This window comes from Proteus sp. ZN5 (assembly GCF_011046025.1).
GTDB lineage: Bacteria > Pseudomonadota > Gammaproteobacteria > Enterobacterales > Enterobacteriaceae > Proteus.
Genome location: NZ_CP047639.1, coordinates 1,484,042 through 1,505,493, shown reverse-complemented (window position 1 = coordinate 1,505,493; position 21,452 = coordinate 1,484,042). Strand labels below are relative to the sequence as shown.

General features: G+C 35.4%; 12 protein-coding genes. 5 read left to right on the top strand and 7 right to left on the bottom strand.

All coding sequences use genetic code 11. The features are described 5' to 3' along the window. Positions 1-569: 569 nt before the first annotated feature. Both GTK47_RS06790 and GTK47_RS06785 read right to left on the bottom strand, forming a co-directional pair. A complete protein-coding gene (locus tag GTK47_RS06790; RefSeq protein ID WP_165122530.1) occupies positions 570-1,175 on the bottom strand; it encodes a histidine phosphatase family protein in 606 nt (201 codons plus the stop codon). A 22-nt stretch (positions 1,176-1,197) separates the two neighbouring features. Then, positions 1,198-2,691 (bottom strand): DASS family sodium-coupled anion symporter, encoded by a 1,494-nt coding sequence (locus tag GTK47_RS06785; protein WP_151435928.1) that lies wholly within the window; start codon positions 2,689-2,691, stop codon positions 1,198-1,200. A 109-nt stretch (positions 2,692-2,800) separates the two neighbouring features. Here GTK47_RS06785 and GTK47_RS06780 point away from each other — a divergent pair, with 109 nt between their 5' ends. The 4 genes from GTK47_RS06780 (at position 2,801) to GTK47_RS06765 (ending at position 6,587) form a co-directional block, all read left to right on the top strand. Next, positions 2,801-3,715 carry a LysR family transcriptional regulator gene (locus GTK47_RS06780; RefSeq protein WP_165122529.1) on the top strand — a complete coding sequence of 305 codons (915 nt, stop codon included), beginning with the start codon at positions 2,801-2,803 and terminating at the stop codon, positions 3,713-3,715. A 120-nt stretch (positions 3,716-3,835) separates the two neighbouring features. Next, positions 3,836-4,660, top strand: a complete 825-nt coding sequence (locus tag GTK47_RS06775; protein WP_165122528.1) for a VanW family protein — start codon at positions 3,836-3,838, stop codon at positions 4,658-4,660. 226 nt (positions 4,661-4,886) lie between these two features. Then, the gene (locus GTK47_RS06770) at positions 4,887-5,465 is read left to right on the top strand and encodes a YebB family permuted papain-like enzyme (RefSeq protein WP_194952682.1); all 579 of its coding nucleotides are present in this window, start codon (positions 4,887-4,889) and stop codon (positions 5,463-5,465) included. A 192-nt stretch (positions 5,466-5,657) separates the two neighbouring features. Further along, positions 5,658-6,587: a Dyp-type peroxidase gene (locus tag GTK47_RS06765; RefSeq protein WP_165122527.1), complete on the top strand. Its 930-nt coding sequence runs from the start codon at positions 5,658-5,660 to the stop codon at positions 6,585-6,587. A 41-nt stretch (positions 6,588-6,628) separates the two neighbouring features. Here GTK47_RS06765 and GTK47_RS06760 read toward each other — a convergent pair whose 3' ends face one another. The 5 genes from GTK47_RS06760 to GTK47_RS06740 form a co-directional block, all read right to left on the bottom strand. Then, positions 6,629-7,846 carry a PD-(D/E)XK nuclease family protein gene (locus tag GTK47_RS06760; protein ID WP_165122526.1) on the bottom strand — a complete coding sequence of 406 codons (1,218 nt, stop codon included), beginning with the start codon at positions 7,844-7,846 and terminating at the stop codon, positions 6,629-6,631. Positions 7,847-7,896: 50 nt separating this feature from the next. Beyond that, positions 7,897-8,244 (bottom strand): hypothetical protein, encoded by a 348-nt coding sequence (locus GTK47_RS06755; protein ID WP_165122525.1) that lies wholly within the window; start codon positions 8,242-8,244, stop codon positions 7,897-7,899. Between the two features lie 171 nt (positions 8,245-8,415). Further along, positions 8,416-10,794 (bottom strand): penicillin-binding protein 1C, encoded by a 2,379-nt coding sequence (pbpC, locus tag GTK47_RS06750; protein WP_165122524.1) that lies wholly within the window; start codon positions 10,792-10,794, stop codon positions 8,416-8,418. Positions 10,795-10,836: 42 nt separating this feature from the next. Beyond that, on the bottom strand, positions 10,837-16,779 hold the full coding sequence (locus GTK47_RS06745; protein WP_165122523.1) for an alpha-2-macroglobulin: 5,943 nt from the start codon (positions 16,777-16,779) through the stop codon (positions 10,837-10,839). 335 nt (positions 16,780-17,114) lie between these two features. Beyond that, entirely contained in the window at positions 17,115-18,251 is a 1,137-nt protein-coding gene (locus GTK47_RS06740) for a DUF3829 domain-containing protein (RefSeq protein WP_165122522.1), read from the bottom strand. A gap of 564 nt (positions 18,252-18,815) precedes the next feature. Here GTK47_RS06740 and mutS point away from each other — a divergent pair. Beyond that, positions 18,816-21,380 carry a DNA mismatch repair protein MutS gene (gene mutS / locus GTK47_RS06735; protein ID WP_165122521.1) on the top strand — a complete coding sequence of 855 codons (2,565 nt, stop codon included), beginning with the start codon at positions 18,816-18,818 and terminating at the stop codon, positions 21,378-21,380. Positions 21,381-21,452: the final 72 nt, after the last annotated feature.

Below are 21,452 nucleotides of genomic sequence, written 5' to 3'. Positions count from 1 at the left end.
CCAAATTAATTAAAAAACACTTAATTAACTCAGTATGTGAGTATTATCTAATTGTTTTTTACAATAAACAAGTTTTGGTTATAGCGGTATAATATCCATTATTTTTGGTTTAACTTGAGATTTAAAACCAAGGGAACTCTTTATTGGTTAATCAATGAAGTTTATTTTTAATTATTTTAAATTTTCATATATTGATACAATATTGTTAAATCAAAATAAAAGTTAAATACTATTTTTAATTAATAAACAAATCATTTATTTCATTTTATAACGCATATGGTGTGAATGAAAAAAATATTATTTTCTCTTAATAATAAAAGCTATTTTTTATTCAATTTGATTAAAATAATTCCTTAATGTGTTATTTTTGAACAAGTTTCGACTTAACCTATCAGTTACAAATTGAATAAAAGAAGAATAAAAATATTATTTATAAAATGTATAATTTTATTTTTATAGACAAAAAAAGAGCAAGGTTTCCCTTGCTCTGATTTAATATCGGAGTGCTTTTTAGATAGTTACATAACTTCAATTACAACGATTAATTTGAAAATCACTTCTTATTAATCTTAATCAGCAACATTCTTATCTGGCATATAGGAGCCAATGTTATAGGCTTCTAATTTTGGTGCTTTATCAGAATTAATATCAAAATTAAATATGGTTATTGTGCCCGGTGTTGCGGGTAATAAAAACTCAGGTGATAGATTTAAAAATACTTTACAGGCTGCACGGATAACACCGCTATGCACAACTGCTAATAAATCGCTGTCTTCTTTATGCACCCACCCTTGTAATGCCGCACCAATGCGATCGCAAAAATCAAACCAATTTTCACCTTTAGGTGGCGTATATGTTCCTGCTCGCCAATTTTTGTATTTATCTGCATGGTGTCTTATGAGTTCTGGTTTTCGCTGTCCCGTCCATTCCCCCATATTTAACTCTCGCAATAACGGCTCTTTAACTGCTTCAGGATGACCAACAATTTCTGCTGTTTGTACTGTTCGCCCTAAATCTGACGTAATAATCCTAGCGGGCGATAACAATTTAATACTCTCTTTTATCGCCATTGCTTGATTAATGCCTTTGGGTGATAAACAAGAATTAGCATGTCCTTGTAAGCGTGATTCCATATTCCATAAGGTTTCACCGTGTCTTAATAAAATTAGTCTCATTATTATTCCTTAATTTAATGGGTTAAAGACCATATCCAAGAATTTGGAACCAAGTGAATATCGCAATAGAAATTACCGATGCACCGACAAAGCAGGTAATTAATCCATATTTCATTTGATCTAATACGCTAAAGTAACCACTTGAAAAATAGATGGTATTTACTTTTGAATGTGGCGGTAATGTAATGGTATATGTGAGTGTAAATGACGCGGCTAATGCTAATGTTACCGGATCCATACCTAATGTTTTGGCAAGTGCAATAATGGCTGGAATTAATATGGTTGTTTTCACAGTTTTACTGGTAAAAATTAAATGGCTATACATACAAATAAAGACAACCACAATATAAACCATCGTCGTACTCATATTTTCGAGTCCGAGGCCATAAACCATTTTGCCAATTAACCATTGCGCACCTTGTGTAGATTCTAAGGTATTACCTGCCGCATAAGCACCTGCTGCAAATATCATAAGATCCCATTTGATATTGGCTTCATTCCACGTTAATAAGCCAATACGAGGCATTAGGCAAAGAATGGCAGCAATAACAGCGGTCATGTAAACACTGATTTTGAAACCAAACATATCTTGGTGATAGCTTTCGGTTGCCCATAAGAACACTGCCATTAAAAAGATATACATGGCTTTTTTCTCATTCTTAGTTAATGCACCAAGTTGAGAACGTTCTTTTTTCAATTTCTCTAATGAGCCTTCAAAATCAACTTCCCCTTTAAAAGAGAATAATTTTAACCCAATAAAAAAGGAGATAGTCATGCCAACAATAGCTAATGGGAAAGAGGCAATTAGCCAATCCATATAACCAATAGAACCGCCAGCTTGTGAATTGATAAATCCAACCGCAATAATATTGGCGGCAGTACCCGTCATTACGCCGGATGTTGCCAAAGCATCAGCTTGTACGCCTTGCAACATCATTAATTTCCCGTAATTACTTTTTCCAGGAATTGCCTTATGTATCTCTAATAAGATCATACAAATAGGCACCATTAATGTTGCGCGTGCTGTCGTTGAAGGAACAAAGAAAACTAAACTGAAGTTAATTAAAATAAGGACAAATAACGCTTTTTTGGGTGTTTGCCCAAATTTGGTGATCATCCATAAAGCAAAGCGTCTGGCAATATTCGATTTGATCATGGCGGACGTTAAAACAAATGCTGAAACCATCAGCCAAATAACGTCATAACCTAATGTACCGAAAACCACTTTCTCTTTTGCGACAGTTCCCGTTATTGGAAGTAAAACAATAACAAGCATTGAGGTTAAATAAATAGGCAAAGAACCACACACCCATAAAATTAACGCAGCACAAAAAATAGCAATGGCTTTTTGCCCTTCAATACTTAATCCATCTGGTGTTGGCATAAAAAATAAAACGAGCAATACCAATAAAGCTAAAGGTATTCCTATTGTTTTTAAGGTTATTTTCTTACCGTTTTGTTTTGGTGATGATGGCGCTGGTTTAGCGATGTCATCTCGCTTCGCAGTCTTTTCCATAACCGATTCCTCTTAATGTGTAGGGTAGGAAGTCCAGTATAGAAATATTGAGGTATAAAGATAATTGTATTAATATATTATAACTATAAAAATAATTTATGGTGTTGATATGAATTTAAGCCAACTTGATGCTTTTTTACTACTTGCCAACGGTTTTAATGTTACTGAAACCGCAGAACGCCTATTCTGCACTCAACCCAGTGTGAGTATTAAAATCAGAAAACTAGAAGAAGAGTTGCAAACAACATTGTTTGAAAGGATCAATAATCGGCTTTATTTAACTCCCCAAGGTAAGGTGTATCAGCAGTACGCAACTCAGATTATTAATTTAGTGAAATCCTCTTCTGAGCATATGCGACAATTTGATGATCCCTCCAAAGGTGAAATTAAGTTTGGTGCTAGCCATTTTGTTGGCGTTTACCTATTACCTCAAATTATGGCGCAGTTTAGAGAGCAATATCCTGATGTGAAATTAAGCATGGATATTTCAAGTTCAACCCAACTTATCCGTAAGCTTGATACCCAAGAATTAGAATTTTTGATCATGTCAGATCATATCTATTTAGATCCGACGGAATATCATCTTGATACCTTTCTTATCGATCCCTTAGTGCTTATTTGTTCACCTGAACATTGGTTGACAAAAAAGAAACATTGTAGATTTTCTGATATTGCATCAGAAGTTTTTCTGATCAAACCCGAACACTCTGCTACCCGTGATTTTTTATTAGATAGGATCCAAGAAAATAATAAAGAACTCAAAAATGTGATGGAAATAAATAGTTTAGAAGGAATAAAACAGGGTGTTATTCATGGTTTAGGGATCTCAATTTTATCTCGTTTGTCTATCATGCAAGAATTAAAATCTGGTCTTTTATGTGAAATTGCATTTGATGATATTCAATTTAGCCGAGGTATTCGTTACTTTTATCATAAAGAAAAATATATCTCTCCAGCTACTAAGAATTTTTTATCTGTCTTACAATCTCAAGCACAAATTTTAACGAAAGATATCAATAAATAAATTTATTGGCTAAATTCTTAACCCTAGTATTTTAAGGGTATCGGCGTATCAATATCCTCATTAAATCGTTATCATACTCACGTTTCTCCCTTTCTATTTACTATTGTTTAAAAGGATTTTATGCGTAGAACACTCTCGTCTTATCACCCGATTCTTTATACGTTGAGAGTGGCACAGCGTCGTTTATTTCGTTCTCTTAGTTGGCGCTTTTCAGGTCGAAAATACAGCAGAGATGTTCAACCAGAACATCGTCTTTCATACCGTTATCTAAAACACACATCTAAATTAATTAGTCGCCGTGGCGAAAGCGATATTCAATTACAATACAATAAAATAACGAATCTTAAATTAGTCGAAAAAGCGTTAGATGGCGTAGTGATAAAACCAGGTGAGTATTTCTCTTTTTGCTATTTGGTCGGTAAACCTAGCTATAAAAGAGGTTTTATTGATGGTATGCAACTCTCCTATGGCGAAGCACGAAAAGGTGTAGGCGGTGGAATTTGTCAGGCGAGCAATTTAATACATTGGTTAGCACTACACTCTGAATTAAAAGTGATTGAAAAGGCAAATCATAGTTTTGATCCTTTTCCTGACGAAGGACGAGTACTTCCTTTTGGCTCAGGAGCCGCAATTTTTTATAACTATGTAGATTTAGTTTTATATAATCCAACACCTTATGATTACCAAATTAGATTACATGTTGCTGAACATCAGTTAGAAGGTGAGCTCCTTTGTAGCGAGGCAAGGGAATATCGTTATCATATTTATGAGAAGTCTTCTTCTTTTATCAGAAAAGGAGAGCATGTATATCGCTGTAATGAAATTTGGCGAGATATTTACACTAAAAACAATGTGGGTGCGTTTCCTCAATTAATTAAATCAGAATTACTTTATAAAAATAGTGTGGTCGTGAAATATGATATTTCAGATGAACAGCTAAGTTAATTCACTTAAATATATTTTTATTATTTTATTAGAATATTAATTTAATATTCTAATATTACCTTCTTATTCTGAATAAATAGTAATTTCCCTATTAATATTAAGAACACCTTAAATTGGAGTGTTCTTTTTACCTGAAGATCATTGAGTTATTAAATAGAAACCTTATGTACTTATTATGGTCAAAGAATGGTGATTATGTTTCTATTTAATAGGTCATATAATGATGATAAAAATTGATTATCCACAAAAATTAGAAGTTGGTGATATCGTATTTACGTGTATTGGCACTTCGTTATTTCGTCAAATCTCCTCCGCTTCTTTATGCTGGAGTAATCATGTTGGTATTATTATTGGTCATAATGGTGAGGATTATTTAGTTGCCGAAAGCCGAGTTCCACTCTCAACCACAACCACATTAACCCGCTTTATTAACCGCTCTGCGGGCAAACGTTATGCAATACGCCGGCTATCAACACAACTCTCTGATGAACAAAAAAATGCACTTGTTGCACAAGTTCCTGAAAGACTAAATAAGCTTTACCACACAGGTTTTAAATACGACTCTTCCCGCCAGTTTTGCTCTAAATTTGTTTTTGATATTTATAAATCAGCACTCTCTATTCGTGTGGGTGAAATAGAAACATTCCAAGAATTATTAAGCAAAAATCCTAATGCCAAATTACAATTTTGGAAATTATGGTTTATTGGACAAATACCGTGGGAAAGAACCACTGTCACTCCAGCAAGTTTATGGCAACATCCGCACCTATCTTTAGTTTACCAAAGCCATGAAAATATTAATTAATACAGAGTATTAGTATTATAAAAAAATAAAGAAAACAATTGCATTTCTAATACTGTTTATTGATAAAAATCTGAATAAAACTCACCCCCTCTCTTTGTAATAGAGAGGTTTTTGGTGTAAAACTAAAAAAACAATATTTTGTAAATATAGCTTAATTACTATTCATCTATTATTCGTCATTTAGGGATCACTATGAAATACCAAGATGTTACGAAATCACCCTGTGAGAATGCTTATTTTTTAGTTTTTAACCTCACCCATTCACCTGAAAATCGCGATACTCTGATCGATTTTTGTAATAATTTCTCTGGCTTAATACGTAGTATGAGAACACGTTTTCCTGAATTGGAAACAAGCTGTGTAATGGGATTCGGTGCAAATACATGGGCTACATTATTTCCCAATCAGCCTAAACCCAAAGAGCTAAATACCTTTAAAGAAATTAAAGGTGATACTTATACTGCAGTTTCAACTCCGGGCGATCTTTTTTTCCATATTCGAGCCCTCAAGGTTTCAGCCTGTTACGAATTAGCGTCTATCATCAGCCAAAAGCTAAAGAATATTGTTACACCTGTCGATGAAGTGCATGGATTTAGATATTTTGATGGACGTTCTATTATTGGTTTTGTCGATGGAACTGAAAACCCAGAGTATGAAGATGAGCGAGCTTCTTATGCTGTTATTGGCGATGAGGATCCTGAATTTACAGGTGGCAGTTATGCTTTTGTACAAAAATATATTCACGATATGGAAGCATGGGAAAAACAGCCTCTTATCGAACAAGAAAAAGTCATTGGTAGACATAAATTCAATGATGTGGAATTAACCGATGAAGAAAAAGAGCCCGGTTCACACAATGTTGTCACCAATATTCAAGATGAAAACGGTGAAGATTTAAAAATTGTCAGAGCCAATATGCCTTTTTCCAATCCATCCAAAAATGAATATGGTACTTACTTTATTGGTTATGCACGTTATTTTTCAACAACTAACCGTATGCTAGAAAATATGTTTGCAGGTACACCTGAGGGCCATACGGATAAGTTGCTTAAATTCAGCACCCCTGTAACGGGTACATTATTCTTTATTCCATCCCCCGAATTTCTGGATGATTTAGCATAATTCCTATTACAAGTAGATATATAGGTTTGTTACTTATATATTTACTTTTTATGCTCAGATAACGTTTCTATTTCTTGATTTATCTTGTTCAATAACAATTCAAAATTAGAGTAAACCTGTCCATAATTATCGATATATTTCCATCCATACCAATAATCTACTCCTATTTTATAAGAATTATCAAATACATTACTTAATAGTTTAGTAATTTCCTCTTTGAGTCCCGGATCTTTATAAGAATGAACTTTTACACCAATATAAATATTCGAACTATCTTTTTCGATAGCAACAGAAAATTTATTTTCGTTATAATTGATTAAAACACCAACATACTTTTCATTTTTTTCACAGTTATCATCTGAAAAATCTAAGTGAGAATAATCATTTTTTATTTTATTTCCCCATAGAATAAAAGCTCTCTCTATTTCTCTTGTTAAGAGTCTGCTTAAATTTTTCCTTAATGACTCTGTATCATTAATGACCTTTTTTATTTCATCAACACCATCATCAATTTTATTTTCAAACACATTTATTTCGTTAAGAATATAATCATTTATTTGATCATTCATTTTGTCTTTTTCTTTTCCATATTTATTTAGAAATTCACTTTCTAAACTATTTTTATATTGATAAACAAAAGAATCAAAAACTTTATTATTTTCATTTATCTGAGGATAAACATCTTTTTCTAGCCATGTTAATATTTCAATTTCAAATGAAGATAGTTGAAAATAAATATTGTTACTTTCTTTATACTTACCAAGGCTATCTGGTCGATAGCTTTCTTTTTTATGCCCCGTTAAATATAAAACAAAAATATTCTCTTCTTGGTATCCATCAGAGATGAATCTCCCAACATATCTTTCCAATTGCAGTTTTTGATCTGGTGCATTATAAACTTTGCTTTCTATTATGATGGCATAAAAACCATCTTCAATACTAATATCAACCCGATTCTTTTCTGTTTTAATTTTTATTTCTTCATAATTAAATATAATTTCTTTTTTTAACACTTGTTTTAAAAAAGAGGGAACAAATCTATATTCATTACCTTTCTTGTTATTTAATATTTTCTTTAAAATAATACTATGCTTATTTTCATTAATATTAAGAATATCAACTAAATTAGTAAAACATGAGAGATTATCTTCTAATTCATCATATTTTAGAGCTGTATTTTTTGCTAACTTTATGATAGATGAATATTTTCTTTTTACTGATTCATCACGCAAATCTTCCTGTTTATTAAAATCAGTCATATACCCTCTTTAATTAAAAAGCCATCTCATGATGGCTTTTTATGGATCAATTACAAACCAAATACATTAACGTAAAACTCTTTGCCGTCATCTGTACTTTCAATGGTATAAGTAATCGGAATAGAGTTTTTACCGCCTTTACCTTCGAAAGAAAGTTCAGCAGCACATGAGTAAGTATCTCTTTTCTCATCATGTTCACGTGTACGTACGCTTTCTACTTTGATCTTAATTTGATCGATCACGGCAGCCATTTTTTGATCACGTAATTCGTCTTTTGTAATATCAACCACTAAGTTCTTTGCTTCAGTGCTATCACAATTAGGTGTTGCATCACCACATCCCACTAACGGTAGCGCTAATACACCTAATAAAGCTAATTTTAGAATTCTAGTTTTCATACTGGTTATTTCTTCCTTGCTCACGAGATAAAATAAATTTTTCAATATTTTACCTAATAATTATCTCGCAACAATATAGAGCAATAATAGTTAGAATAAGATAACGATAGAGGTTAATATTTTGGCGTTAAGAAAAACATTAAGTAAAACCTATGGACTTTAGCTCCAATGTTAATGAGCTTCAATTTCTTGTTTGTTAATCACACCAATAATATGAACACGAATATTCCGCGTATCCGCTCTTCCTTTATCGTCTACTGCACGAATACGATAGCGACCACTCTCTTTGGGATGCCATTCTATTGATCGCTGATTTGTACTATTCCCTAGATAAGCATCATCAACAAACCAATAAATAATATTGCTGTCATTATCCGTTGTTGCATTAAACACAATGGAGGTATTTGGTGATGAAGCACGTCTTAAAGTATAAGTGGTATTACGCAGTGGTGATAATATACGAGGAGGCATTCCTGTAATAGCCATATCTCCATTTTTACAGTGAGCAGTAGAAGGTGGCATTCGCTTTGGTAACCCAGCTTGAGCAAATACTTTCGCTAAATCAGAAGGCCAATATTCAAAAACTTCAATCTTGACCTGATCTTCATTATATGGAGGACAAACGACTTCTCCTGTCACTTTATCTATTGCTAGAGGACGATAAATTGTATCAACTTTAATTGGTGATTTACCCGGAATAAACCATGTTTTACCTTTTCTTTGACACCATGGCGTAGGTAAATTACCACTCGCCAAACAAATATCGACTTGCTTAATATTTTCAGGAAGCTTAAATCTAGGCTCATTTAAATTTGGATAATCTGCAACAATATTATCTATGATATTAAAAAATAGAGGTGCCGCTGCTTCAGCCCCAATTAATGCACTATTCCCTTTACCATCAAAATTACCGATCCAAACAACTAAAACATAAGGCCCAAAAATTCCACTACTCCATGCATCTCGAAACCCCCAAGATGTGCCAGTTTTCCAATAAACAGGTAATGTCATTGATTTTTGCGCCAAAGTATCATCAGGTCTTCTATGTTGGCTTAACATATCCAGCGTAATAAAACTCGCTTCTTCACTCAATAACGGAAGAGGCTTAGCAATAGCATCCGTACTTTGCATTCTTAACGGTTTAAGTTGGCCTCGATTGGCTAATATTGCATAGAGCTTCGCTAATTCTTGTACTGTAATTTCACCGCCCCCTAATACTAGTGATAGACCATAATGCCTTTCACTCGCCATATTACTAATACCTGACATTTGTAGAAACTGGTAAAGCGTTGGATTTTTCAGTTGAGAGGCTATCGACACAGCAGGGATATTTCGGCTGTAATTTAACGCTTGGGTGGCAGAAATAGGCCCTAAAAAGCGTAAATCGAAGTTTTCTGGTGCATAGCTACCAAAGGTAGAAGGTACATCTTTTAAAATTGTTCGAGGATGTAAAATGCCTTGTTCTATCCCTAATGCATAGATAAAAGGCTTTAATGTTGAACCCGGCGAACGCTTTGCATTAGTGCCATTCACTTGCCCATGAATATCAGCATTATAATAATCAGCCGAACCAACTAACGCTTTAACGCCCATATCTCGTGTATCAACGAGGATCACAGAGGCATTTTTAACACCAAGGTGTTTATTTCGCTCAATAAATGCATCAACTTGTTTTTCAACTAGTTTTTGTAATGGGAGGTCAATCGTCGTAACGATGGTTGTGGGCTTTCTTGGATTAAATTTTTCTTGCTTTTCAAGTTGCTCAACTAAATGAGGTGCTATATAAGGCATCTTTTCAGGTTGGCGTAGCCGAAGCGGTAATTGAAACAATGCAGATAAATCGGCATCTTTAGGATGTTCTTCCAGCCAATAATCATAAAGCTGATTACGCGTTTTCATTAAAGACAGGCTAATACCATCACTGTTTGGCTCAATTCGATAACTCGGTGATTGAGGCAATACGGCAAGTGTTAACACTTCAGGTAACGTTAATTCTTTAGGATTTTTATTAAAATAAATCAGGCTTGCAGCACCAACACTTTCTATATTTCGCCCATAAGGTGCATAGTTGAAATAAGCTTCTAAAATATCATGTTTTGAATAACTGAGTTCTAATTGAATGGCACGTAATACCTGAACAAATTTACCCCCTACTGTACGTGTATTTAATTGCCAATGCATACGAGCCAGTTGCATGGTGATCGTTGAGCCACCTTGCAATCGCTCACCATAAACATAACTGACAAAAAAACCTCGAATTAAACTGTAAGGATTAAATCCAGCATGGTAATAGAACCAGCGATCTTCATATCGCATAGCGCTATCTATCATCAAAGGCGAAATATCGTCTAAATCCGTCCACAATCGATAACGTTCATCATTAGCTAGTGTTAAACGCAGTAAATTTCCATTGCTGTCATAGTAGGCGGTTGAAGATAAAAAGCCTTTTGATAGTGCTGGATGTGGAAAAAGGCGAAATCCTACACAAAAGAGGGCGACTAAAAAGCCACCCATCAATATGTTTTGTAAAATTCGCTTGCTTCTCGTCATTCTAAAATAACCAAAAACAAGCGTTTGAAACCCAAGCTAATTTCATTTTACATTGCCATTATTTTGCATCGGCTTGTTGACGGTCATAGCGCCTTTACCAATCGCTAATGCTTGTATTTCCCTGTCATACATAGCTTCTGCAAATGCTGGCGGTATAGAGAATATTCCCGAATTAGTGGCTTTAATTTGGTAGACGAACTCTTGTACTTGTTGAGTTGCTGTACCATAAATAATGACACGATCTTCTCGAATATCGCTGTATTCTGGTGACCAGCGTGTTCCTTTACTACCGGTTGGTGATAACCATTCGACTTCAGGATTATCCACATCATCCATTGATTGTTGTACAACTTCAAAACCACCAGGTAACAAGTCCACCAGCACGACATTATTCACACCTTGTTTTGCATTTGCTCTGATTTTTATGTGCACATAAAGCTTTTCACCCAAGGTTGCACTATTAACAACCTCGCCTTTCTCATTCACATAATCACGAGAAATTTCCAATCCTCGTGAAAGTGCTTCTTTAGGTTGTTCACTATCAAAACCAGATTGTGTCACAACATACCAAGCTGCGTTATTCGTTGGGTTATTAAATAAGATCTCTTTAATACCAGCTTTAAACTGACCTATCGCAGTAGCATTTGTCATAGATGAAATAACAACGGGTGGGTTTTCACCACTTTTTACACTCACAGTTAATGGCTGTGTCGGTGTTGTCATATTTTGGATCTGTTTAGTGTAATGCTCTAACGCCAAGATACTCATTGCTGATGATTGTGTGGTATAGCGCTCTTCTTTAAAGCTCATAACCATATTTTCCAGTAGTTGTGGCGGTATATCTCCCGCTTTTTCTGGGAAGTGCTTCACAATCAAATACAGTCTTGTACTGTCTTGGATCAGAGGATCTAAATAATTATGTGACCACCACGCTTTGCTATAAGCTTTGCTCAGCTCTTGCCATGTGGGTTTGAGTAATTCATCCGCTTGTTTATCCATTTTCAGCATTTTGTAAGATGCCGCTAGATATAAAGCGCCTAAATCACTTTGCCATGTTTTTGGATAATTCTTTTGCATTCGCGTTTGAATAGCCGCAATTTCACCCGTCGTCACTTTACCTTGACGTGTTAATAAATAGACAGCAAAAGCACGCATTCTAAGTTCATCTTGATTATTTAACCCTCCATTGACGGTAAGCTTAGTTAAATATTCATTGGATGAACGTAATAGCGTATCTGATACAGGGTAATTCGCCTCTTGTGCTTCAAGTAAAAATTGAACGACATATAAAGTCACAAATGGATCAGTTGATGGTGTTGAACGCCATGTTCCGATAGCACCTTGACCATTTTGGCGAGTCAGTAATGTTGCCATTGTCTGTTCAAGTTGAGTGCGAATTTTATCTTGTGAATATATCGTCTTCATTTCAGGATTACGTTGATGGAATAACAACGGTATTGCCTGACTGGTTATTTGCTCTGAACAATTATAAGGATAATTAGCCAGATATTGCGCCAGTGCACTACTTAGCACTAAAGGCGAGTAAGAAACACGCGCATCTCTTTTCGCATACTCATCATACATTTGACGAATATAGGTGACACTCTGCTCTTTACCATCCATGCGACCTAAGCTTGATTGAGTGCGATAAGCTGAAGCTGGGCGAATAGAGAGGTTCACCGTTCTTTGAGTCACTTTGCCTTCAGTACTCACTGCAAAAGTGATAGCCCCATTACCCAATTGCGACTTCGCTTTTAGCCTAAAGGAAACTACTGTTTCTTTTTTCTCACCTAATTCTAATTGGTAACTGTTCTGTCCTATAACCTCTAATTGAGCTTCTGGTGTTATCGTCACATCGAGCTTAGTTGCAACACCGTTAAGATCATTCAGGTTATTTGCGATACCTAAAGTAACATCAAATTCATCATTAGGTGCCACTGTCGTAGGAATATGTGGACTTAATACAAAATCATCACGCACAGTTGTATAGCGTTGCGTATTACCTATACGATTTGGTGTAACAGATACCGCCATGACTCTTATTTTACCATTAAAATACTCCGGCACTTTGTAATGAAAGACAGCTTCTCCATCTACTTCTGTAATACCAGACCAATAAGCGACTGGCTCTTCTTTTTTGCGTTTAAATGGATTTAGATAGAGATCGACAGCTTCACCCGCATCCCCTCCCGGCGCTGAAGCCAGTGACATCATTTTGCTAAATTCAGGCAAAATGAGATCCAGTATTTGCGTGCTTTCAACTTCTAATGAACGCTTACGGAAGAAGTAATCCAATGGATCTTTTAATTTATATCGAGCAACTTGCAAGATACCTTCATCAACAGCAAAAACAGCAACTTGTTGTGGACTATCTGTTTTTACCGTAATCGGCAAAGTATCACCCGGCTTGATAACATCTGGTGACTCTAATTCAATTTGAGCTTGGAAATTTTCACGGCTGACTTTAAACGGTACAACGCCATAGCTAAGAGGGCTCATAAATATTTCGTCAGAGTTTATATCTCTAACAAATTGAACATTGATGTAGCCATTACCTTGCAATTGCGCAGGAACACGGATTTTTTGTACCGAATTTGTTGTTGAAGATGTAAACCATTGCCAATAATAAACTTTATCTTTTTCTATCGTGATAATACCACTGCCAACATAAGGAGCATTGATGGCAATCTCGATCTCCTCACCAGCTTTATATGTGTCTTTATTTAAAGTAAGTTGTAATTCTGCTTCGCGATCAAGTGAGCGAGTCACATTCGCATTACCCGCAACAGTATAGTTAATGCGATTAAGTACACTGCCTTCTTTGTTTTTGACTAATAATACAAAGTTACCCGGTGTCTGTGTTTCTAATGCAAAAGAACTTCCTTTTTCATCAATAGAAAGTGGAACATCGTTAATAAACACTTCTTTGAGTTTAGATTGATATTTATAAACACCTGAATTTTGCCGTGTCAAAACAGAGAGGTATTTTTGCTCATAGCGTTCTAACGTTAATGCTTCTTGAGCAACTTGTTTTAATGTCGGATCAATCGCAATGAAATTGAGATTGCGCTGTGCATTTTGATTAATATAGTCAAGCGTTCCATCTGCTTTAACGCCAATCAGATAATCATGAGGAGATACCATAACTCGCGCAGCAGCTGTTACAGAACGACCACTCCCGGCATCAAATGCTTCAGAAATAAGTTGTAATTGGTAAGTGGCATCATCATAAGATGTTAACCCTAAATCAATATCGGCCAGCCCTTTTTCATTCGTTGTTGTTTCTTCTAAATCGGTTTCAAAACTATCGTGATTACGACGGTTTTCATAAAAACGATAATCGGAATAACGTGAAAAATTAGGATAAATTGGCCTTAAGGTTAATTTGGAAACAACTCGCCTATCTTGTGCTGGAGTGCCAAATAAATTTTGTACATCAATTGAAGCTTTTAATTCAGAAGGTTTCACCCATCCTTGTTGTCTATCTGGTGTTAGGTTAAGCGCAACTTTAAGTAAATCAGGCTCAAACTCTTTAACCACTACCGTTGTACTACCTAATAAGCTGGCATCTTGATTATTTTTACCGACTAAATAGAGATAGATATTCCAATCTCCAGTAGGCGAGTTTTCTGATGTGGTATAGCTTAATTCATTGAAACCAAACTCGTTTAACACCATAGATTGATTTAACATCAATGTATTACGAGGATCTCGAATCTCAACGCGCAAAGGTATGCCCTCAAGGGCTGCTTTCCAGTCAAAGGTACGTGTAATAAGACCGATATTGAAGGTTTCACCCGGTCGATAAACGCCCCTATCTGAAAATAAGAAGCTATCAAGAGTACGCGGATCTCTTGGAGTATCATCACCAAAAATATCAAAGCGAGATAGGTTAAGTTGTCTATCGTAATAAGCATTTGTTGGTAAAAATGAAATATCACCATCTTTTTCAACTAAAAAGAGAACTGCTGTCTGTTCATTTCTAAAATCCTTAAGATTAGGAAAAGAGACATGACCATCAGTGCTAGTCATTTTACTCAGTAATGTTGTTCCGTTTTTAGCAATAACTGAAACTTTCGCATCGCTAACAGGTGCACCGTTATAGATAGATTGTACAAAGACATCTCGAGAACCATCAATCGATGATTTAGCAATGATCCCTAAATCTGTCACAACAACAAAGCGTGCATCAGAAAGTTCTTCGTCATCATCATCTTCTTCATAATACTCATCTTCGTCTGTTTGGGATGCTTTATTAGGATCCCATGAAGAGAGTTTTAATAAGAATATCCCGCGTCTAGCATTAGGATCAGCAGATAAATAGCGACTTAAATCAATACCTTTATATTGAATTTCACCTTTGTCTTCATTGCTTAGTACTGTTTGATAAGTAAAGTGCTCTGTGAAATATTCATCATTAAGGCGACTAAATCGTGTTGAAGTAAAGTATTTATTTTTAAAGGAAACGATGTGTTGTAACTGGCTTGGGATCACTCGTTTTATATCAAGTTGTAGCCCCGGTAAATTACGAGCAGAAACAGTGATCTGTTTGTCACCCGTCATAGAAAGCAAAGCACCTTCAGAAACAAAGCTCAGCATTTGTGGATAGTCTGGCACATTGACGATTTGGTAACGATCTTCTTTTAATTGGTATCCACCCACAGATGTTATCCCGCTTGGGATTTTAACCAATATGTAGCGATAAACTGGTGCATTGTATTTAAAAGCAAACGTGGCTTGATTTTCTTGCTCATTATCATTCATCTCAAGCGTTAGCTTCTCTGACTGAGCAAGAATAGTTTTACTCACATCATTCAAGTTCCAATCGTAATAATCGTCTTCATCTTGGCGAATATCAGTATTTTCTAACTCTAAATTGTGTTGAGGCAATAACCACGCAGAAACTTCATTTTTTATCTCTTTTTCATTTAATTCATCACTTAATGAAATGATAAGTACTCGCGCATCTTTTCCATTTTCAGATTCAACCAATTCACTCTCTACATTTGAAACATTAAGACTGTATAGACTTGGGATCTCAACATGATATGTTTTTTCTTTTGATGTTGTATTGGCGATTACTGTTGTGGCTATGCCTGGTTCAATTTTAAGAAAAACCTTACTACTAATGTCTTTTAGCGTTAATTGCTCTGAGTGAACCCAAGCCGTTAATTTTTTATTATCGTAATTGATGACATATTTCAGCTTTTCATTATCGCCATATTTCATTGAAAGACGTTTTTCAAAACTCTGAATATCGACAGGAGCGTTAAAAGAGATTTTTATAATGGCATGTTTTTGTGATGGATTTTGAGGATCTTGATAAAACTCACTATTTCCTAAACTGTAATCAAAAGAGGTTGTTTTAAATTCATATTTATTTGATTTCAATGAAAATTGTGGTGCTAATAATTTAGTTTCATCGAGCTGAATTTTATATTCACTCCCCATAGCAAAAGGCTTTTTGGCTGTAAAAATAAGGGTCGAGCCATTTTGCCACTGCCAATTACCCTCAATTGCAGGTGTTAATGTCACACCTTCAGTTACCTCTTTATCAATAAGCGTAATAGGTGCTGCGGATCGAGAAAAAGATAAAATAATTTTCTGTGATTGAGGATTATCATTTGCATAATTGATCTGTGCAGGGCCTATAAGCTTCACATTAACATTTTGTACAACGATAGGAGCGACATCGATAGGAACGGGTCGATTGAGATAGCTGTGATAACCGTAATAGCTGCCAAACGATGCAACAATAAGAAAAACAATAGAACCTAATGCGGTTTTAGGGTGACCTACTATACCATTTTCAATCTTTCGTAAATGGCGGGCAAAAAAATCAACCCAAACGGGCGTACTCCATTGTATTTGTCCTATAAATGGGCTGAGTATCTTCTCTAAAAGACGAATACAAAAAACAATGACCCACCCAAATAAACGGATTAGTTTAAAAGGAAGGGAAAGTAAAAAACGTAGTACGTCCATATAGATAGTCCTATTTTGCACCGATAAAAACGCATTTTCTTATCAGTAAAATTAAGCCAAAGAGCAAAATAAATAGCGTAACTATAATAAAGTAAGAATGTAGAATAAGAATGAATACTTATCATTAATTTAAAATTTTATTATATAAAGACAGATTACATTCTTAATATTTTTTTCCTAGCATTCCACTCTATTTCAAGACTCTTCTGAGCATTAGTTTGTATCATCTTTTTCTAACAATCATTTAATGTTTAATAAAACACAGTAAAAAAGATAAATTTTGCGAGAAAAATCGCACTATTAAAGTGCGATTTACATTTTTATAAGCGTAAATATTACTTCGCTATTAAAGAGTTATAGTTCTCTATCAAATATTTATATTCATTTGAAATTGTATTTAAGCTACCTGATATATCTTTATTCTCATTGAGTTTTTTCTCTAATACTTTTAACTCAATAACAAGTTGTTGGTATAATTTTAAATACTCTTTAACTGAATAATCAGTACCTTTCATATTTTCTTTATTTAGTAATGCTTCATCACCAAATACTTTTCCTAATTCAATTGATTGTTCCTCAATTTTTGTAATTGCAGCAGAGAGTGCAGCCACATCAATCTTATCTGGGTTCATTGAATCAAGAGTATTAGTTACTGTATCCAATGATTGCATAATTTGATAACGAACAACTAAGCCTTCTTTTTTTACTAATTCAAGCTCTTCAATATGCATTTCTTGGTAATAGTTTTCATATGCCTCAGCGGCTTTTTCTTTCTCATCGATTAGTTTGGCATAAGCATTTTTCACATCCTCATACAAAGTATTTGCTTGTGTGAAGTCATCTAAACGATAAGTTTCTTTTACAACAAGATAATCGCCCAACTTCAGCAGTTTCTTATATAGATCAACATAACTTTCACCATAAGCATTCCCCACAGCATCTAGCTCTGGGAGTATAGGAGAAAATGTTTTCATAAATTCAAAAGACTCTTGAGCGCGTTCGGCACCTGATTCGCTCAAATGCATAGAGAAGGCACTTCTAACAGGCATTAGCGCACTGTTCGCTTTCATTCTTTTTATTTGATCTGTCTCTGCTTCATTTTCGAGTATTTTGAAAGGTGTTAGATCAAGGGTTTTGCCATTATCAGAACTTAAGCTTGTTAAAACTGTTTTTGTGTTATCTAAAAGACTAACGTTAATTGTGCCCGAAATTCTGCCAGTTTTTTTCTGAATTATGGTGCCAAAATCTTCGTTAAACGTTGCTAACCACAAGTTACCTTTTTCAATTTTCTGGCTAAATTGAACTTCATCAGATTGAGTGTTTTTTGAATCAGGTTTAGATTGTGTTGTTTGCTCTGTTTTATTTTTATCTTGCGAAGGTATTCCTGTGTTCGAATTTTCATTTGAATTATCACAACCTACTGCTGATATTAATAAAAGACTTACTATCGATGCCAATATGCTCTTTTTCATATTCCCTCATTATATTATTAAGTAATTAACCCGCTATAAACTATAATGAGTTTAATAATTAATGACTATTATTTATTAAATTAATTTGAAGCATCTCAATAATACTCTTGATAAGAGTATCGAGCTTTGATTAATAGCGTATATTTACTTAAATATAATGTTATATATTTATAAGTATTTTTTAAAGAGTTTATAAATATCCTATATTAGCTATTTTCAATTCCTTCTTTTAGCGCCTGAGCAATAAGCTTTAATATAAAATCAATAAAGCAGCTACTATCACTTTATTTATCAATGCAATAAAACATCATTTAAATCAATATATAATAAATTAAAAATAAAGAGTTTTCAGAAAAGTGCAGATTGTCATTAATGGTGAATCAACGATATTATAGTACGTAAAATTATTTAGTTTTTGGTCTAAAAAGATATTTGGATCATTAAAACAATGAACTGAAACCTTGTGATATGATCACACAATGCTTGTGAAATAGAACGAAATGCAGTGTAACAATAGATTTTCACAAATAACTCAAAATTCAATACGTTAAGACTGACAACAACATGACTGACATTCAACACTTAGACTCCCACACACCAATGATGCAGCAGTATCTTAAGATTAAAGCAGAGCATCCTGAAATCTTACTGTTCTATCGTATGGGTGACTTTTATGAACTGTTTTTTGATGATGCCAAAAAAGCCTCTCGCTTATTAGATATTTCATTAACAAAACGAGGTCAGTCCGCAGGCCAACCTATTCCTATGGCAGGTGTTCCGCATCATGCTGTTGAAAATTATCTCGCTAAATTAGTTCAACTTGGGGAGTCTGTCGCTATTTGTGAACAAATTGGCGATCCTGCAACCAGTAAAGGCCCTGTTGAGCGTAAAGTTATTCGTATTGTTACACCGGGTACTGTCACTGATGAAGCCTTACTTGAAGAGCGCCAAGACAACCTGTTAGCCGCTATTTGGCAAGATAAACATGGCGCATTTGGTTATGCAACGTTAGATATCACATCAGGGCGCTTTCGTGTTACTGAAATGCCAGATAGTGAAAGTATGACTGCCGAATTGCAACGTACTCATCCAGCAGAATTACTCTATCCAGAAACTTTTGAGTCGATGGCACTGATTGAGCGCCAGCAAGGCTTGCGCCGTCGCCCTATTTGGGAATTTGAACCAGAAACAGCAAGGCAACAACTGAATTTGCAATTTGGTACTCGTGATTTAACGGGCTTTGGTGTTGAAAATGCACAATTGGCACTCTGTGCTGCTGGGTGCTTATTACAATATGTGAAAGATACACAACGCACTGCATTGCCTCATATTCGTAGCATCACTATGGAACGCCCTCAAGATTCAATTATTTTAGATGCGGCGACTCGTCGTAATCTTGAATTAACACAGAATCTTGCAGGTGGTACCGATAACACACTCGCATCCGTACTTGACCTTTGTGTTACCCCGATGGGAAGCCGTATGCTGAAGCGTTGGATACACTCGCCTTTACGCCAACGTGAACAACTTATCAAACGCCAAGATGCTATTAGTGCATTACAGCCTTTCTATTTTGAACTGCAGCCTTTTTTACGACAAATTGGTGATCTAGAGCGAGTCTTAGCGCGTTTAGCTCTACGCTCCGCACGCCCTCGCGATCTTTCTCGTATGCGTCATGCTTTCCAACAATATCACGATATTCATCAAGTGCTTGAACAAGCTGATATGCCTTATATAAAAGAATTACAAAAGCGTATTAGCCAATTCGATGAATTATGTGAATTACTCGAACATGCCATTGTTGAAACACCGCCGGTATTAGTACGTGATGGTGGTGTTATTGCCTCTGGTTATAATGCCGAATTAGATGAATGGCGTGCATTAGCTGATGGTGCAAGTGATTACCTTGATAAACTTGAAATCCGTGAACGTGAAAAATGGGGTATTGATACTCTAAAAGTTGGCTTTAATGGTGTACATGGCTATTACATCCAAGTCAGTCGCGGACAAAGCAACTTAGTGCCTATGCACTATGTTCGCCGTCAAACATTGAAAAATGCTGAACGTTATATTATTCCTGAATTAAAAGAGTATGAAGACAAGGTATTAACTTCTAAAGGTAAAGCATTAGCTATCGAAAAAATGCTTTATGAAGAGATTTTTGAAAAGCTGCTACCTCACCTTACCGCATTACAAATTAGTGCAGAGGCTTTAGCTGAAACAGATGTTCTTTCTAACCTTGCAGAGCGTGCTGAGTCATTAAATTATACTCGCCCCGAATTAAGTGAAAAAACAGGTATTCAAATCACCGGGGGACGTCACCCAGTTGTTGAACAAGTCCTTAGCGAACCGTTTATTTCAAATCCATTACAATTAGCACCTCAACGCCGCTTATTGATCATTACAGGTCCTAATATGGGTGGTAAAAGTACTTATATGCGCCAAGCCGCATTAATTACTTTACTTGCTTATATTGGTAGCTTTGTACCTGCTGAAAAAGCCTTAATTGGGCCAGTCGATCGTATCTTTACGCGTGTGGGCGCTTCTGATGATCTTGCTTCTGGACGTTCTACTTTTATGGTCGAAATGACAGAAACTGCTAATATTTTGCATAATGCGACAGAAAACAGCTTGGTCTTAATGGATGAAATTGGTCGAGGTACATCAACTTATGACGGATTATCTCTGGCTTGGGCTTGTGCTGAAAACTTAGCAAATCGCATTAAAGCGATGACTCTCTTTGCAACCCACTATTTTGAATTAACTACACTGCCTGAAAAACTTGAAGGCACCGCCAACATTCACTTAGATGCCGTTGAACATGGCGATACTATTGCCTTTATGCACAGCGTCCAAGAAGGCGCTGCAAGTAAAAGCTATGGTTTAGCCGTAGCGTCATTAGCGGGCGTGCCAAAAGAGGTGATCCGTCGCGCTAAGCAGAAGCTAAAGGAGCTTGAAATGCTATCAGGTCATACTGGCTCTGGTCATGTTGAAACGTCACAGCTGATATTATTAACAGAAGCTGAGCCTTCTGCCATTGAATTAGCGTTAGATAAAATCGATCCTGATGCATTAACACCTCGACAAGCATTAGAGCAACTCTATCGTTTAAAAGAGATGGCAAAATAAGCCATACTAAATGCTGATAGCAAAAAGGCTCTGTTTGATTTTACAGAGCCTTTTTTATGGCTTACGTTCTAA